Consider the following 16761-nt stretch of genomic DNA (forward strand, 5'->3'; position numbering starts at 1 on the left):
GATGGAGGGGAGCGCAAGGCGCTCCCCTTTTTCACGCGCGTTTTGAGGAGAGGTCTCAGGCGCTGCGGGCAAAGGAGGGGGGCGACTGGAGGGAGGAGGGCACGTCTGAAACGACAGAGAAGAAGGACAGGTCTTCTTCCATCGTGCCGACATTGTTGCGCAGGTTGACCGTCGCGGCGTTGGTTTCCTCGGACATGGCGGCGTTCTGCTGGGTCGTCTGGTCGAGCTGGTTGATCGCCGAGCTGAGCTCGCCCAAGCCGGTGGCCTGTTCCGTGGTCGAGGTCGCCACCTGTGCGATGCCTTCATGGATTTTTTCGGCCACCTCCCGGATACGACCCAGCGCGGCCCCGGCCTCTCGGACCAGTTCGACGCCGCCGGAGACCTGTGCGGTGGCGGTGGAGATCAGGGTGGCAATCTCGCGCGCGGCCTCCGAGGAGCGTTGCGCCAGCGCGCGGACTTCGGAGGCGACGACGGCAAAACCGCGACCGGCCTCACCGGCGCGTGCCGCTTCGACACCCGCGTTGAGCGCCAGAAGGTTGGTCTGAAAGGCGATGTCGTCGATCACGGAGGTGATCGAGGCCACCTGTTTCGAGGAGGTTTCGATCTCGTCCATGGCGGTGATGGCGCGGTCGACCACGTCACCGGCCTGCACCGTGTGGTTGCGGGCCTCGCCGGAGCGGCTCTGGACCTGACTTGCGGTTTCGGCGACGCCTTTGACCGAGGCGACGAGTTGATCTAGGGCGGCGGCGCTTTCCTCGAGGGTCGCCGCCTGATGTTCGGTGCGGCGCGCCAGATCGTCGGTGGCCTGACCGATGGAATCGGCTTCCGATTTGACCAGTTGCGCGCCGTCGGCAATGCCGCCGACAATCTCGCGCAGCCGCGAGATCGTGGCGTTGAAATTGACGCGGATGTCGTCGAATTCGCCCAGGTGCTGGTCGAGCCGGACGGACAGATCGCCCTTGGAGAGATGATCGAGCCCGGCCATGAGCGTGTCGGCGGTCAGACGGTAAATAGTGGTGTCGACGGCGAATTTCACGACTTTCACAACCTCTCCCGCAGCATTGCAGATCGGGTTGTAACTGGCGCGGATGGTGACCCTTTTGCCGCCCTTGCCAAGGCGCACATATTCGTCGCTGAGCGCTTCGCCCCGGCGCAGCTTGTCCCAGAAGGTCTTGTAATCGGCGGAGGCGGCGTAGGCAGGTTCGACGAAGAGGGAGTGATGTTTGCCGACGAGTTCCGGTTCGGAATAGCCCATGACGTCGCAGAAAATCTTGTTGACGCGCGTGATCGTCCCATCGGGCGTGAATTCGATGACGGCCTGCACCTTCTGGATCGCGTCGATCTGGCCACGGGCGTCGGCCTCCATGTTCTTGGCGTTGGTGATGTCGAAGGCGTATTTCACCACTTTGAAAGGCCGCCCTTCCGGGTCGATCAGGGTTTCGTAGGTGGATTCGAGCCAGAGAATATTGCCGCTCTTGCCGATGCGTTTGACCTGACCTTTCTCGGATGACCCCTTCGCGAGACGCTCCCAGAAATCGCGATAGGCCTGAGTGCCCGCTTCGCCCTTCGGCATGAACATCCGGTGCTGTTGGCCGCGAATCTCCTCGAGCGTGTAGCCGGTCGCGTCGAGAAACAGATTGTTGGCCCAGATGATATTGCCGGTGAGATCGAACTCGATATAGGCCATCGAGCGCTTGATCGCGTCCTCTTTCGAGCGGTTGTCCCGGCGTTTGAGATGCATTTCGGAAATCTCGCGCCCGATGACATAGATCGCGTCGATCTTGCCGTCCTTGTCCCGATGCGGGCTATAGGTGGCGGAGAACCAGATCTCTTCGCCCGCCTTGTTCAGACGGGGTGCGATGCCCTTGTGGATCTTGCCGGCGCGGACGCTGGCCCAAAGCTCGGAGGCGGTCTGTTTGTCCTTGGTGCGCACGAAGAAGCTGTAATCCTTGCCGATCGCTTCTTCGGCCGTGTAGCCGGTGGTCTCGCAAAACAGATCGTTCACTGAGAGAATGGTGCCATCGGGGGCGCAGGTCACGACCACATGGGTCTCCTCAAGCACTTCCTCAAGCGGGGAGAGCGATTTGGGTTTGGCGTCACGTGACCTGTTGAAAATGGCGAGCATACCGGCAGTCCTGGTTCTGGGATTTGCCAGAGACTTTACGCAATCCATCTTACCGAATGGTTTAAACGCGCAGGGACCCGGGAGCGCCACGAAAAAGGGCGCCGTGAAGGGCGCCCTTTTCCTGTGATTTCAAGCGACTGATCAGCCGATGATCGCATTGAGCGTGGCCGAGGGGCGCATGATCGCGGCCACTTTGGCCGGGTCGGCGTGGTAGTAACCGCCCATATCGGCGGGTTTGCCTTCCTCTGCTTTCAGTTCGCCGAGGATGACCGATTCCTTGTCGGCCAGCTCTTTCGCGATGGGGGCGAAATGCGCGGCCAGCTCGGCGTCGTCGCCTTGAGCGGCCAGAGCTTCGGCCCAGTAGCGGGCGAACCAGTAATGCGAGGAGCGGTTGTCGTTCTGACCGACTTTACGCTCCGGCGATTTGTTCTCGAGGAGCAGCTTCTGGGTCGCGACCTCGACAGCAGCACCCAGCACGGCGGCTTTCGGCATGGATTTCGAGGAGGCGAGGAAGTTGTAGCTTTCACCCAGGGCGCAGAACTCGCCAAGGCTGTCCCAACGCAGGTGGTTTTCTTCCTGAACCTGCTGAACGTGCTTCGGCGCGGAACCACCGGCACCGGTTTCGAAGAGGCCGCCACCGTTCATCAGTTTCACGATGGAAAGCATCTTGGCGGAAGTGCCAAGCTCCAAGATCGGGAACAGGTCGGTGAGGTAATCGCGCAGCACGTTGCCGGTGATGGTCACGACGTTCTTGCCCTTGCGCATCTCTTCCCAGGTGAACCGGGTCGCCGCACGCGGGTCCATGATCGGGATGTCTTTGCCCGCTTCCTTGAGCGCCGGTTCGACATATTTGATCAGCTCGGCGTCATGCGCACGGTTCTTGTCGAGCCAGAAGGCGCCGGTGCCTTCGACGTCGAACCGTTCGATGCCGGTTTTGATCCAGTCGAGGATCGGGGCTTTCTTCGCGGTGCAGGAGCGCCAGATGTCGCCCGCTTCGACCTCGTTGGAGAGCAGAACTTCGCCGCTGTCCAAAACGATGGAAACGGTGCCGTCGGCCACCATCTCGAAGGTGGTCGGGTGGGAGCCGTATTCCTCGGCTTTCTGCGCCATCAGGCCGACGTTGGAGACCGCACCACAGGTGGTGACGTCCAGCGTACCGGTTTCTTTGAAATACTCCACCGTCTCGTCATAGACGCAGGCGTAGGAGTTGTCCGGGATGCAGCATTTGGTGTCGGCGGCTTTGCCATCCGGGCCCCAGCCGATGCCACCGGCTTTGATCACGGCGGGCATGGAGGCGTCGATGATCACATCCGACGGCACGTGCAGGTTGGTGATGCCTTTGTCACTGTCGACCATGTACATCGCCGGTTTGGCCGCCAATGCGGCTTTCAGATCGGCTTCCATCTCGGCATTGCCCGCGATGAGTTTCTCGAGCGCGCCGATGCCGGAGTTCGGGTTGAAGTCGAGCTTGTCACCGTGTTTCGCAAGGAAGTCTTCGAGATAGACAGACACGAAATGGCCGAAGATGATCGGGTCGGAGACCTTCATCATCGTCGCTTTCAGGTGCACGGAGAACAGGACACCCGGCTCCATGGTCGCGACTTCTTTGCGGATATAGGCGGTGAGCGCCTTGGCGGACATGAAGGTCGCGTCGACGATCTCGCCTTCGAGATATTTGAGACCGGATTTCAGAACCGTCTCGGAGCCATCCTTGGCGGTGAAGACGATTTTCGCGCCACCGGCCTGAGCGGCGGTGATGGTCGCGGCTTTCTCATTGGCAAAGAAATCCCCGCCCGGCATTGCGGCGACGGTGGTTTTCGAGGTGGATTTCCACTCGCCCATGCGGTGCGGGTTGGCCTTGGCGTATTCTTTCACGGCCTTGGCGGAGCGGCGGTCGGAGTTGCCCTCGCGCAGCACCGGGTTCACGGCGGAGCCTTTGACGGTGTCGTATTTGGCGCGGACGGCTTTTTCCTCATCCGTCTGCGGATCGGCCGGGTAGGCCGGGATCGGGTAGCCTTGCGATTGCAGTTCCTTGATCGCGGCTTCGAGCTGCGGCACGGAGGCCGAGATGTTCGGCAGTTTGATGACGTTGGCGTCCGGGGTTTTCACCAGCTCGCCAAGTTCCGCGAGATCGTCGGAGACGCGCTGTTCGTCGGACAGGAGCTCCGGGAAGAGGGCGAGGATACGACCGGCCAGGGAGATGTCCTTGGTCGCCACGTTCACACCCGCGGCCTCGGAGAAAGACTGGATGATCGGCAGGAGCGAGCCACGGGCAAGCTCGGGGGCTTCGTCCACGATGGTGTAGATAATGTCGGGGGTCTTGTCGGCCATTTGGTCCTCCACGGTCACGAATATGCAGCGGGGCAAATGGACCCGTCTGCGCTTGGCAATCCGGGTAGCGAGTTCGGGGCCTCAAGTCAATGTGTGCGAATGTATACCGATGGGCTCTGCGACGCTGAGTCTCCCGCTCTAGCGCTTTGACAGGGCCGCTCCGGGGTGTGACGAGGCGCGGGGGCGGGCGGGAAAATGCCGGAGAACGGGGTTTGATCAAAAAACAGGCGAATGCGCATTTGATCACCGCTATCGTTTTGGAGAATGCGCGAATCCGATTGTGGAGCTCTCTGGGGAGGTTCTAAATTCAAGCTATGAGCGAGGACCAAATCTTTGATGAGATGTGGGGGCGCGACGATACGCTGCGCACACCCTACACGGAATTTCAGGGCTGGTTTCAGGACGAAGACCTGAAACGGCTCCGTGCAAAACAACGCGAGGCGGAAGAGGTTTTCCGCCTTACGGGCATCACTTTCAACGTTTACGGCCGGGCCGAGGCCGAGGAACGTCTTATTCCCTTCGACATCATCCCCCGGATCATTTCCGGGCGTGAATGGCAAAAGCTGTGCAAGGGGATCGAGCAGCGGGTGCGGGCGATCAACGCCTTTCTTTACGACATTTACAACCGGCAGGAGATCATCAAGGCCGGGCGTCTGCCGCAGGAGATGATCTCGCGCAACGAGGCGTTTTTGCCGCAGATGATCGGGATGATGCCGCCGGGCGGGATCTATACCCATATCGTCGGCATCGATCTGGTGCGCACCGGGCCGGATCAGTTCTATGTGCTCGAAGACAATGCGCGCACGCCCTCGGGTGTCTCTTACATGCTGGAGAACCGCGAGACGATGCTCCAGATGTTCCCGGAGCTGTTCTCCCGCAACCGGGTGCAGCCCGTGCAGAACTACCCGGCCAACCTGCGCCGCTCGCTGGCCGCCTGTGCGCCGAACCGCTGCGAAGGCACGCCGACCGTCGCCGTTCTGACGCCGGGGATTTATAACTCGGCCTATTTCGAACACGCCTTCCTCGCCGATCAGATGGGCGTCGAGCTGGTCGAGGGGCATGATCTTCGGGTGGTCGATGGCCGCGTCGCGATGCGCACCACCGAGGGCTACCGGGCAATTGACGTGCTTTACCGCCGGGTCGATGACGATTTCCTCGATCCGCTCAATTTCAACCCGGAAAGCGCGCTGGGCATTCCCGGCATCATGGATGTCTACCGCTCCGGCGGCATCACCATCGCCAACGCGCCCGGCACCGGCATCGCGGACGACAAGGCGATCTACAGCTATATGCCCGACATCGTCGAATTCTACACCGGCGAGAAGGCGATCCTCGAGAACGTGCCGACATGGCGCTGTTCGGACCCCGACAGCCTGGCCTATGTGCTCGACAACCTTTCCGAGCTTGTCGTCAAGGAGGTGCATGGCTCCGGTGGCTATGGCATGCTGATCGGGCCGACCTCGTCGAAAAAGGAAATCGCCGAGTTCCGCAAGAAACTGATGAACAAGCCGGGCAATTACATCGCCCAGCCGACGCTTTCGCTCTCCACCGTGCCGATCTTCACCAAGGCGGGGCTTGCGCCGCGTCACGTCGATCTTCGGCCCTTTGTTCTCTGTAGCCCCGAAGGGATCAACATCACGCCGGGTGGTCTCACCCGCGTGGCGCTGAAAAAGGGCTCGCTCGTGGTGAACTCGTCGCAAGGCGGCGGCACCAAGGACACTTGGGTACTGGAGGACTGACGCGATGGCGATGCTGGGCAAAACCGCAAACGGCCTCTACTGGATGTTCCGCTATCTGGAGCGGGCCGAAAACACCTCGCGCCTCGTCGAGACCGGTCAGCGCATCGGTCTGACCCGGCTTGGGGACGACGATGACGAATGGGTTTCCGTGATGCAATCGGCCTCCGTGCTCGATGCGTTCAACGAAGGCCATGACGAGGTGACCAAAGAGGCGGCGGTCGATTGGATGCTGCGCTCGAAAGACAACCCGTCTTCCGTGCTGTCGACCATCTCGGAGGCGCGCCAGAACGCCCGGATGGTGCGCACCGCGCTCACCGGCGAGGTCTGGGAGGCGATGAACGGCTGTTACATGGCGGCCCGCGAAATCCTTGCGCGCAAGGTTTCGGAACGCGACCTGCCCAAGGTGTTGGGCCTGATCCGGCAACGCACCGCTCTGGTGCGGGGTGCGACCCATGGCACGATGCTCAGAAACGACATCTACGATTTCGCCCGCATCGGCACGTTTCTGGAACGTGGCGACAACACGGCGCGCATCCTCGATGTGAAATACTATGTGCTGCTGCCCTCCGCGCTGTCGGTCGGTTCGTCTCTGGACAATGTGCATTGGGAAACCATTCTGCGCTCGGTATCCGCGCGCGGCGGGTTCCGCATGGCCTACGGGTCTCAGGTCAACGCCCGCGACATCGCGCAATTCCTGATCCTCGACCGCCGCATGCCGCGTTCGTTGAATTTCTGCGCCTCGAAAATCCATGACAACCTGCGCTATCTGGTGTCGGATTACGGTGCGGAGACGCCGTCCTATCACATGGCGCAGGCGTTGGTGGATCGTTTCGTGCATCACGACATCGATGCCGTGTTCGAGAGCGGTCTGCATGAATATATCCAGTCGGTTCTGATCGCCTTTGGCCAGCTTGGCGGCCAGATCGAAAAAGACTACCGTTTCTACGAGTGAGCCCGATGCGCCTGATCATTCGCCACACCACCCGCTATTCCTTTGAAAACCCGGTGACTTACGGGTTGCAACAGCTTCGCAAGACGCCGAAATCCAGCCATGGGCAGGAGGTCATCCATTGGGAGACCTCTGTTCAGGGCGGCAAAAAGGAGCTGAGCTACCACGATCATATGAACAACCTCGTGGAGCTTCTGTCCTTTGAGCGCGACACGCGCGAGCTGATCGTGGCCTGCGAGGGCGAGGTGGAGATTGCCGAGAACCATGGCGTTGTGGGGCCGCACACCGGCCCGTCGCCGCTCTGGCTGTTCGAAACTGTCACGCCCTTGACCAAAGCCGGGCCGGGCGTGCGCGCTCTTGTGAAAAAAGTCGAGGGCGAGAGCGAGCTTGAGCGTCTGCACGCGCTCTCGCGTCTTGTGGGCGAGGCGATTACCTACGAAATTGGGGCCTCGCATCCCGAATGGAGCGCCGAGGAGGCGCTGGCCGAAGGCAAGGGCGTGTGTCAGGACCACGCCCATGTGTTCATCGCCTGTGCCCGCGAAATGGGTTTCCCGGCGCGCTATGTGTCGGGCTATCTGATGATGGACGACCGCACGCTTCAGGACGCCACCCACGCCTGGGCCGAGGCCCATGTGCCGGGGCTCGGCTGGGTCGGTTTCGACGTTTCTAATGAAATTTGCCCCGATCAACGCTATGTGCGTGTTGCGACAGGGCTGGACTACCGGCAGGCTGCTCCTGTAACAGGCACACGATACGGCGGGGCCGGGGAAACTCTTTCCGTCGAGATCGAAGTGGCGCAACGCCAAGAGCAACAATAAAGGCGGACCGGTCCGATGACCTATTGTGTGGGGATGATGCTCGACAAGGGCCTCGTGATGATGTCTGACACCCGGACCAATGCCGGTGTCGATAATATTTCCACCTTCAAGAAGATGTTCACATGGGAAGTCCCCGGTGAGCGGATCCTGACCGTGATGACGGCGGGGAATCTGGCGACGACGCAGGCGCTGGTCTCGATCCTCGACGAACGCACCAAGGCGCCTGCGGAACGCGAGCCCGATGTGCTCACCGCGCCGTCGATGTTTCAGGTCGCCCGCCTTGTGGCCGGAACGCTCAAGGACGTGATCACCGCCAATGCCAACGAGGGCCAGCGCGCCGACAGCGCTTTCAATGCCACGGTGCTTTTGGGCGGTCAGATCAAGGGCTCGCCGCCGCGACTGTTTCTGATCTATCCAGAGGGCAATTTCATTGAAGCCGGCAAGGAAACCCCGTTTTTCCAGATCGGCGAGACGAAATACGGCAAGCCGATCCTGATCCGGGCCTATGATCCGCAGATGTCTTTCGAGGATGCCGTCAAGCTGATGCTCGTGTCCTTCGACAGCACGGTGAAGGCGAACCTGTCCGTGGGCATGCCGTTCGATTTGCAGGTGATCGAAAAAGACACTTATCAGATCGCCCATCAGCGCCGCATCAGCGCCGACGATCCCTATTACCACGAAATTTCCGCGGGATGGGGCGAGGCGCTCAAATCCGCGATGGACAGCCTGCCGAGCTTCACGTTTTAAGGCGGTTACGGTGTCTCAAGGCTGAGATTGGGCTTGGGCATCAACTCCGGCTGAAGCCCGCGCTCGACGTAATCCCAAGTTGCCATGGCGATCATCGCCGCATTGTCCGTCGCCCATTTCATCGGCGGCAGGCAAAGCTGGGCGCCATGTTTTTCGGCCATTTTTCCCATCGCCTCGCGGATCTGCGGCGAGGCGGCGACCCCGCCAACGATGACCAGAGAGCGCGGCTTGCACTCCGCCAAAGCCCGGTCGGCCTTGGCCGTCAGCACATCGACACAGGCCGCGACAAAAGAGGCGGACATATCCTCGATGGACACCTCCGGGTGCTGCTCGATATGGCGCGCGACCGAGGATTTCAGCCCGGAAAACGAGAACTCGTAGCCCTCGTTCTTCATCGGGCGGGGCAGGCGCAGCACCGGCGTGCCGAGCTTGGCCGCCCGGTCGATGGCCGGACCGCCCGGCATGCCGAGATCGAGCATCCGCGCCACCTTGTCATAGCTTTCGCCCACCGAGTCGTCGCGCGTCGTGCCCAGAAGGCGATAGGACCACGCGTCCTTCAGCTCCGCGATCAACGTATGCCCGCCGGAGACCAGCATGATCACCGCGGGAAATTCCGTCCGTCCGCTCTCAAGCTCGACCGAGCGAATATGCCCGCGCAGGTGGTTTACCCCATAAGCGGGCACGCCCCAGCCCATCGACAACGCTTCCGCACTCGCCAGCCCAACCAGCAGCGACCCGATCAGACCGGGCCCTCGGGTGACGCCGATGGCGGTCAGATCCTTCGGCGTGACCGAAGCCTCCGCCATCACCGCCTCAATCGTCGGCAGGATGGCCTCCAAATGGGCGCGGGAGGCCAGTTCCGGGTAAACCCCGCCAAAGGCTTCGTGAATCTCGAATTGCGACACGGTCTTGATCGCCGCAACATGGCCCGAACGGTCCACCAGCGCGACCGAGGTGTCGTCGCAAGAGGTCTCGATGCCGAGGATCAGCCCGCTCATGCCAGCACCTCTGCGATCTGCGCAGCGGAGACGACGCCATGGCGTTCGATCTCGACCGGGGTAACGGTGCAATTGACGATGGTCGAGGGGGCAGGGGCCGCCCCCTTGCCCGGCACGGTCAGATCGGGCGCGCCATGGAGTTGCGCGAGTGCATCGTCGGTGGTCGCGGGCGTCTCCGCGCCGGAGCGGTTGGCGGACGTCACCATCAGCGGCCCAGCCAGACGCAGCGTGTTCAAAAGCAACTCATTGTCCGGAATGCGCACAGCGATCTCGCTGCGCCCGTCGAGCCATGCGGGCGCGCGCAGGGTATCGACCGGCAGCACCAGCGTCAGCGCGCCGGGGACATAGGGACTGGCCAGAAGCTTCGCCGCCTCAAAGGACACATCCGCCCCCAGTTCGAAAATCTGATCGGCATCGGCCACCATGATCGGCAGGTTCTTCTGTCGCGGGCGTTGTTTGAGCGCGTAAATCTTGTCGACGGCTTCGGGGAAGGCGGGGGAGGCGGCGAGGCCAAGCACGGTGTCGGTGGGCAAAAGCACCACGCCGCCCTGTCCCAGAACCTCGGCAATCTGTTCGGCAGACGGGATCATTCCAACACTTCCACAATCGGCCAGGCCCGTGCATCCAGCTCCGGTCGTGGCGCGGCCAGAGCCAGCCGCAGCATGCATGTCATCGTCGCTTTGTTGGTCACGGGCGCAGCATGGCCCGCCACCTCGATATTCCCGGCGAGATCGTAATCCTCCAAGTCGGAGAGCTGATCCAGCGCGGACTGCTCCGTACAATGTTCGTAAAGTGCAAGTTTATGACCGGCGTAAACCCCGAAATGCACATGCGGACGGGCCGCACGACGCAGGATCGCGACCGGTTTGTCCCGCGCGACCTCGGTGCCGAGCAATTCGAACGCAGGCAGCGCCAGAACCGGAATGCGACGGGCAAAGCCAAGCGCATTGGCAAAAGCGGCGGCGGTGCGGGTGACACCCAATCCGCCGGGGCCGATGTCGCAAGCGATGAGCGTGATCTCGTCCAGCGTCGCAGAGATCGACCCCAGCCCGGTTTCCAACATCAGCCGGTAATCGCGCGAGCCGGACAGCGCCTCGACCTCGGCGCTGTCGAAGACAATCGCATCTCCGCGCCCGAGCGCCAGAGAGGGCACGCCGTTCGAAGCCTGAATCAAAAGCGTCAGCATCATGACAGTGCCTCCAGTACCGGGGGCCAGCGCGGGCTGTCCGAGGTGAACGTGAGCAGGCGCGCGCTCTCCGTGTCGCCAAAGCCGATATGAATCGCCAGCGGCGCATCAAAGAAATCGCCAATCCGTTCGCCCCATTCGATCACCGAGATGCCCGTTTCGAAATACTCTTCGAGGCCGAGGTGATAGAACTCCTGCGCGCCTTTGAGCCGGTAGGCATCGACATGCAACACTGGCCCGCGCGGGGTCTCGTAGATGTTGGCGATGGTGTAGGTCGGGCTGGTCACCGCCTCGTCGGAGCCGAGCGCACGCACCAGAGCGCGGGTGAAAAACGTCTTGCCCGCCGCCAGAGCGCCATCGAGCAGGATCACGTCGCCCGCGCGCAGGTGACCGGCCAGCGCGGTTGCGATCCGCGTGGTGTCCGCTTCGTCGGCGATGGGGATGCGTTTCTCAGTCACTTTGACCTCTCACATGTTGGGAGCGCTTTAGGACAAAGCGGGCCAAAGGTCCATGGGGGCATGACGGCAGAGGCGGTTACGTCTCCGTGTCGAGCCAGATCGTCACCGGTCCGTCATTGATCAGCGAGACCTTCATGTCCGCGCCGAAAATCCCGGTCTCCGAGGGGACGCCTTCGGCAATCAGACGCTCCGTGAAGCTCTCGTACAGCGCTTTGCCGATCTCGGGGGCGGCGGCGGTGGAAAAACCGGGGCGGTTGCCCTTGGTGTCGGCGGCGAGCGTGAACTGGCTGATCACCAGCGCCGTACCGCCGATGTCGCGCACCGAGAGGTTCATCTTGCCCGCCTCGTCCTGAAAAATCCTGAGCTTGGCGATTTTGGCGGCGAGTTTCGCGGCCTGTGTCTCTGTGTCCTCGCGCATGGCGCAGACGAGGACCAAAAGTCCGGGACCGCTCTGGCCGACCACCGCGCCGTCGACGCGCACGGCGGCTTCGGAAATACGTTGCACGAGGGCTCTCATTGGGCCTCCAATTCATGGGACCAAGGCGGGTTCGCCCCCGCCCGGCTGACCGTCACGGCGGCGGCCTGCGTCCCAAGCGTCAGCGCTGCACGCAGGCTGTTGTCATCGAGATCGGCCACCGCCGTTTTCGTCAGCTTGCCCATGCGTTGCAACCCGGCGAGAAACCCGCCGTTGAACGTGTCGCCCGCGCCGACCGTATCCACCACATCGACCTTTTCGGAGGGCACGGAAGTGGTGCCATGCTTTGTTACGCCCTTGACGCCCTCGGCGCCCATGGTGAGGCAGACGATCTTGACGTCCTTGTCGAGAAGCGTCGCGATATGGCTGTCGATCTCGCCTTCGCCCATGAGCCACATGAGGTCCTCGTCGGACAGTTTCACAATATCGGCATGCGCCAGCATATGTTCGATTCGTGCACGATAACGTGCCTCATCGCGGATAAATCCGGGCCGAATGTTCGGATCGATCATGGTGACACAGTGCTCCGAGGCCGTCACAAACAGCGTTTCATAGGCCGCGCCACAGGGCTCGACGGGCAGGGAGATGCCACCGCAGAACACCGCTTCCACGTTGTCGGGCAATGTGGGCAGATCGGTCTCGGTCAGCATACGCCCGGCGGTGTTTTCGTCGTAGAACGCATAGGTTGCGTGGCCGTCGACGAGCTTGACGAAAGCCACGGTGCAGGGACGATCAGATGTTATGGCGAGCCGGGTCTCCACATGACTTTCCGCCAGCTTTTCCTTCAGAAGATCGCCGAAGAAATCCGCCGAGAACCCGGAGAAAAACCCGACATCTGCGCCCAACCGGCCAAGCGCGATGGCGGTGTTGAACACCGCCCCGCCCGCATAGGGCGCGTAGGCGTCCTCGCCCAGCGTGGACTGGCGCGGCAACATGTCGATCAGGGCTTCGCCTGCACAGAGGATCATCGCGGTCTCCTTGGCCCGGCGTCAGTAGCCGCCATAGCCCTGTTGATTCATCGCGTAGAAATAGCCGACGATCCCGGCGGCGATCAACGCGAGGATCACGGCAAAGGCAATTTTCCACGCCGAATAGGGTCGTTCGCCCTGCACCTGACCGGTGCGCCCGTTTATCACGAAACGATAGGTCTTGCCCCGGAATTTATAGGCGGCGAACCACACGGGCAGCAGGATGTGTTTGTAGGTCACGTCCGAATAGCGTGTGTCGACGTTGTGAATGCGCTGGCGGTCGCCTCCAATGTCGAATTTGATGTCGCGCGTGATGATCTGCGCCATCTGGGTTTGCGCGTCCTTGAAACCCTCTTCCAGAGTAAAAGTATAGGCCTCCGACGTATAGCCCGCGAGATAATCCGGCAGGTAGGGTTCAAGCCCCGACAGGTCCCAGGGCGCAAGCCCGCGGACATACTGGATCGGAAGCGCGGTGGAGGCCACCACCAGCACATCGTCGAAGAACCGCTTCACCTGACCGGTGACATGACGCCAGCGGGTGCGGCGGCGGGTCTGGCGCTGGCCGTTGACCATGACGCTTTCGTGGTAATCCGTGCCGCGTTCGCCGGAATAGCTGCTCTGGGTCCGCGCGTCGAAGGTCCAGTAGGGCATGTAGACGCCATTGAGGCGCCGCCCCTTGCGGGCGTATTTCTTGAGCGCGTTGGGCGCGAACCAAAGCGAGCCGAGCCAGTGTTTCAGCGCCGCCTGCGCCGCCTCCTCGGGCACGGCAAAGGGCAGGACGCCTTGCGGTTTGATCTGGCGGCGGCGGCCGGTGTCGGTGACCACGGGGGTCGCGCAATAGGGACATTCGGTGGCATGGACCGTGTCGTCGAACTGGAGAACCGCGCCGCAATTCGGGCAGGTCGACGTGCGAATCTCCTCGGTCTGGTCCGCCTCGAGCAGATCGCCATGCGACGACAACCCGCCAGAGACCGCCATATGAAAATCGAGTTCGCGCGGGCGCGGCGCATGGCCGCTTTCGATCTCCTCGCGCGCGCCGCAATGGTCGCAGACCAGCATGCGGCTGTCCGGATCGAATCGCAGATCGGCCCCGCAGGTGTGGCAGGGGAAACGATGCTCTTCGGTGGCTGTGGCGCTCTGATTTTCCATACTTTTCAGACTTTACTGGGCATTAAAGGTCTCATGCCATTGTGAGCGCGAACGCGCAGGGAAATTGTGATGGCGATGGAGCTAAGATGATGACGGTGACGGAGACGGGAAATGGCAATACGCAGATTCGCGATGCGATCTGTGCCCATGCGGATTGGAAGCGGCGGCTGTCGGAGTGCATCGACAAGGGCGCGCTCGAGAAAACCGCCGACGAGATTTCGCGCAACGATCAATGCGCCTTCGGGCACTGGCTTGCTGGCCTGTCTGCCGATCCCAACGATCCGGCGATGGAGAAATTCGAGATGATCAAGGGGCTTCACACGCGGTTTCATCGCGAGGCCGGGAAAATTGCGGTCAATGTCGAGGGCGGAGACCGCTCGGCGGCGCGGGAGCTTTACGAGTCTGCCTCGTTCCGGCGGCTGACCAATTCGCTGATCCTCAACCTGAACGATTGGCGCGAGGACTTCCGGGCAATCCTGAAGCGGTGAAGCGCGGTGCAGTGTCATGCGATCTCGACCTGTTCGAAGCTGACCACCTGCGCGATCCGGGCCTGTGAGGGATCGGTGAAGCGCAGCACATGACAGAACAAGGCGGGCGGCTGGCCATCCCGGCTGAGCCGCCCGGACACCGTGGCGGTTTTGCCCTGAGCGACGATTTGGGTGACACAGAGGCTTACGGGCGGCCTTAAATCGCGGTGCTGGCGCAGAATTTCCGTGCGGCCGACAAGGGTCGGCGCACCGGTCCGGTCCCAGCTTGCGGTTTCGGCAAGCCGCTCTGGCGGCAAGGCTCCCACGCCGAGAAAACTCAGTGCCAGCATCGTGAGCGCGCGCTCGTCCGCCTGCGGGGCACACTCCGTGGCATAACGCACCTGTGTGGGCCGGGACGCGGGCGCTGAACACGTCTCACGTGCCGCCCACAAAGGCAGCTCCGTCTCCTCCCCCCCGGCGCGCGTCCCCTCTGCGCGCGTTTCTGCCCGCAGCTTCTGCATGGGCTCACACGCCCGGCGGCGGGGGCGGCGGTGCGATGGTGAAAAGCTGGGCCAGTTCGGTGACCTCTTCGGCCTTGAGCCAGCCATCCTGACCGGGGGTCCAGACATAGGTTTCGCGTTTCAAAGCGCCCTTGGCGGCCATCTGGCCCATTTCGGCCTTGGAATAGGGGCCGTTGGTCTCGCCGTTTTCGGCGATGTGCCAGACATGCTCGACCCGCGGCGCGGGCGGCGGGGTCTGGGCCGTGGTGGTGGCCGCTGCGGGACGTGCGCCCCAGGGACCGGCCTGGGTCTGCGTCGCCATCGCCATGCCCATCCCGGCGCCCATGCCCGCGCCCATCGAAGCCGCCATGGCAGAGTTCTCCGCGCCCATGGCTTCGGCGGCGTTGAACTTCATGTAGCTGTCGAGATTGCCGACGATGCCCATCGAGGTGCGCTTGTCCATCGCGGCCTCGACCGCTTCGGGCAAGCTGATGTTTTCAATGTAGAATTCGGGGATGGTCAGGCCGTATTCCGCGACCACTTTGGAAATTTCCGTGGCAACGAGTTTGCCCAGATCGGCGGTGTTGGCCGCCATATCCAGAACCGGAATGCCCGAGCCGGCGACGATCCTTGAGAACGCCTGCACGATGATGTTGCGGATCTGATAAGAAATCTCGTCCATGGTAAACTCGCCATCCGTGCCGACGATCTCCGTCAGGAACAGCGCCGGATCGGCCACCTTCACCGTATAGGTGCCATAGGCCCGCAGGCGCACCGGACCGAATTCCGGATCGCGACACATGATCGGGTTTTTCGTGCCCCATTTCAGATCGCCGAAGCGCGTGGTGTTGACGAAATACACCTCGGATTTGAACGGCGATTTGAAGCCGTGATCCCAATGCTGAAGCGTGGTCAGGATCGGCATGTTGTTGGTCTCAAGCATGTAGAGACCCGGCGTGAACACGTCGGCCAATTGCCCCTCATGGACAAAAACGGCGGCCTGCCCCTCGCGCACGGTCAGTTTCGCACCGTATTTGATCTCGTGCCCTTCGCGTTCGAACCGCCACACCATAGTGTCGCGCGTGTCGTCCGTCCAATGGATGACGTCGATGAATTCGCCGGAGAGAAAATCGAAAATACCCATGAAGTGTCCTTTCGGTCCGTTGTAGGGACTCACTCGGGGAAGAGCGTGTCGATGAATTTCAGGTCGCTTTCGCGCCCAGCAATGTCGATGAGAATGCCAGAGACATCGCCATTTGTGTCATAAAGCCAGACAGCTTCAAATCCGCCATCAGTGCCGGTGGAAATCAGATAGATCACATGATCCGTGTTGGGGATCGTCACTTTTGTTGTGAACAAATAGGGCTGCGCGAGCAGAATTGGGCTTATGAAGGCATCGAAGCTGTCGCCAACGCCCTCATCCTGGAGCTCCTCGCCATGCGCCACAAGAGCCTCACCACCCGCAAAATCGCCTAGTCCGATCGTTGCTGCATCTGCGCCAAAACTGATCTTCTCGCCTTTGCGAACTGGCGTTTCGCCTGAAACTTCAAGCCAGACCATTCCATTTTGGGTGCCGGTATTGCCGGAGGCCTCCCAGATGAAATTGTAGCTGTAGGTGAAAAGCCGCACTGTTGCGGCAGGGGCGGGACGCGGATCTCGGATATGATAATCATTGCCATATGTGGGATCGCCCACATAAATCTGCCCGGAGGGAAAGTCGATCTCTCCGTGGTCAAGCCACCCCCCTTCGCGCTCGGTCATCTTGGCAAGTGCGGTGCGCGCGGGCGATTGGCTTTCGAGCATTGTCTTTGAGGTTATATCGCGCGAGCCCGAGAACAGACGTTTCAAGAA

General features: G+C 61.7%; 17 protein-coding genes. 5 read left to right on the top strand and 12 right to left on the bottom strand.

Annotation, left to right across the window (positions count from 1 at the left end):
- Positions 1-55: 55 nt before the first annotated feature.
- Both V1475_RS09705 and V1475_RS09710 read right to left on the bottom strand, forming a co-directional pair.
- Positions 56-2125, bottom strand: a complete 2070-nt coding sequence (locus V1475_RS09705) for a methyl-accepting chemotaxis protein (protein WP_479412587.1) — start codon at positions 2123-2125, stop codon at positions 56-58.
- A 141-nt stretch (positions 2126-2266) separates the two neighbouring features.
- Positions 2267-4456, bottom strand: coding sequence for an NADP-dependent isocitrate dehydrogenase (locus tag V1475_RS09710; RefSeq protein WP_479412588.1), 2190 nt, complete (start codon positions 4454-4456; stop codon positions 2267-2269).
- A gap of 314 nt (positions 4457-4770) precedes the next feature.
- Here V1475_RS09710 and V1475_RS09715 point away from each other — a divergent pair, with 314 nt between their 5' ends.
- Genes V1475_RS09715 through V1475_RS09730 form a run of 4 tightly spaced genes read left to right on the top strand, consistent with a single transcriptional unit; the run spans position 4771 to position 8709 of the window.
- Entirely contained in the window at positions 4771-6195 is a 1425-nt protein-coding gene (locus V1475_RS09715; protein WP_479412589.1) for a circularly permuted type 2 ATP-grasp protein, read from the top strand.
- 10 nt (positions 6196-6205) lie between these two features.
- On the top strand, positions 6206-7147 hold the full coding sequence (locus V1475_RS09720) for an alpha-E domain-containing protein (RefSeq protein ID WP_434290912.1): 942 nt from the start codon (positions 6206-6208) through the stop codon (positions 7145-7147).
- Between the two features lie 5 nt (positions 7148-7152).
- On the top strand, positions 7153-7962 hold the full coding sequence (locus V1475_RS09725; RefSeq protein ID WP_479412590.1) for a transglutaminase family protein: 810 nt from the start codon (positions 7153-7155) through the stop codon (positions 7960-7962).
- Between the two features lie 15 nt (positions 7963-7977).
- Positions 7978-8709 (top strand): proteasome-type protease, encoded by a 732-nt coding sequence (locus V1475_RS09730; protein ID WP_479412591.1) that lies wholly within the window; start codon positions 7978-7980, stop codon positions 8707-8709.
- 5 nt (positions 8710-8714) lie between these two features.
- On the opposite strand, the gene tsaD is transcribed toward V1475_RS09730, so the two are convergent.
- From tsaD to V1475_RS09765, 7 genes are all read right to left on the bottom strand, one after another.
- Positions 8715-9707 carry a tRNA (adenosine(37)-N6)-threonylcarbamoyltransferase complex transferase subunit TsaD gene (tsaD, locus tag V1475_RS09735; RefSeq protein WP_479412592.1) on the bottom strand — a complete coding sequence of 331 codons (993 nt, stop codon included), beginning with the start codon at positions 9705-9707 and terminating at the stop codon, positions 8715-8717.
- Entirely contained in the window at positions 9704-10297 is a 594-nt protein-coding gene (locus V1475_RS09740; protein WP_479412593.1) for an L-threonylcarbamoyladenylate synthase, read from the bottom strand. Before V1475_RS09740 ends, tsaD begins: the two co-directional genes overlap by 4 nt.
- Positions 10294-10896, bottom strand: coding sequence for a hypothetical protein (locus V1475_RS09745; protein WP_479412594.1), 603 nt, complete (start codon positions 10894-10896; stop codon positions 10294-10296). Before V1475_RS09745 ends, V1475_RS09740 begins: the two co-directional genes overlap by 4 nt.
- A complete protein-coding gene (gene tsaE, locus V1475_RS09750; RefSeq protein ID WP_479412595.1) occupies positions 10893-11351 on the bottom strand; it encodes a tRNA (adenosine(37)-N6)-threonylcarbamoyltransferase complex ATPase subunit type 1 TsaE in 459 nt (152 codons plus the stop codon). Before tsaE ends, V1475_RS09745 begins: the two co-directional genes overlap by 4 nt.
- A 76-nt stretch (positions 11352-11427) precedes the next feature.
- Entirely contained in the window at positions 11428-11868 is a 441-nt protein-coding gene (gene dtd, locus V1475_RS09755) for a D-aminoacyl-tRNA deacylase (RefSeq protein WP_434288281.1), read from the bottom strand.
- Positions 11865-12794, bottom strand: a complete 930-nt coding sequence (locus tag V1475_RS09760; protein WP_479412596.1) for a carbohydrate kinase family protein — start codon at positions 12792-12794, stop codon at positions 11865-11867. Before V1475_RS09760 ends, dtd begins: the two co-directional genes overlap by 4 nt.
- A 21-nt stretch (positions 12795-12815) precedes the next feature.
- Positions 12816-13943, bottom strand: a complete 1128-nt coding sequence (locus V1475_RS09765; protein ID WP_479412597.1) for a TFIIB-type zinc ribbon-containing protein — start codon at positions 13941-13943, stop codon at positions 12816-12818.
- An 86-nt stretch (positions 13944-14029) separates the two neighbouring features.
- On the opposite strand from V1475_RS09765, the gene V1475_RS09770 reads away from it, so the two are divergent.
- Complete coding sequence (locus tag V1475_RS09770) at positions 14030-14431, top strand: CZB domain-containing protein (protein WP_479412598.1); 402 nt, start codon at positions 14030-14032, stop codon at positions 14429-14431.
- A 14-nt stretch (positions 14432-14445) separates the two neighbouring features.
- On the opposite strand, the gene V1475_RS09775 is transcribed toward V1475_RS09770, so the two are convergent.
- From V1475_RS09775 to V1475_RS09785, 3 genes are all read right to left on the bottom strand, one after another.
- The gene (locus tag V1475_RS09775; protein WP_479412599.1) at positions 14446-14811 is read right to left on the bottom strand and encodes a hypothetical protein; all 366 of its coding nucleotides are present in this window, start codon (positions 14809-14811) and stop codon (positions 14446-14448) included.
- Positions 14812-14935: 124 nt separating this feature from the next.
- The gene (locus V1475_RS09780) at positions 14936-16054 is read right to left on the bottom strand and encodes an SPFH domain-containing protein (protein WP_479412600.1); all 1119 of its coding nucleotides are present in this window, start codon (positions 16052-16054) and stop codon (positions 14936-14938) included.
- 29 nt (positions 16055-16083) lie between these two features.
- Entirely contained in the window at positions 16084-16758 is a 675-nt protein-coding gene (locus tag V1475_RS09785) for a hypothetical protein (protein ID WP_479412601.1), read from the bottom strand.
- Between the last annotated feature and the right edge of the window lie 3 nt (positions 16759-16761).

It is taken from the genome of Celeribacter sp. SCSIO 80838, assembly GCF_056498065.1.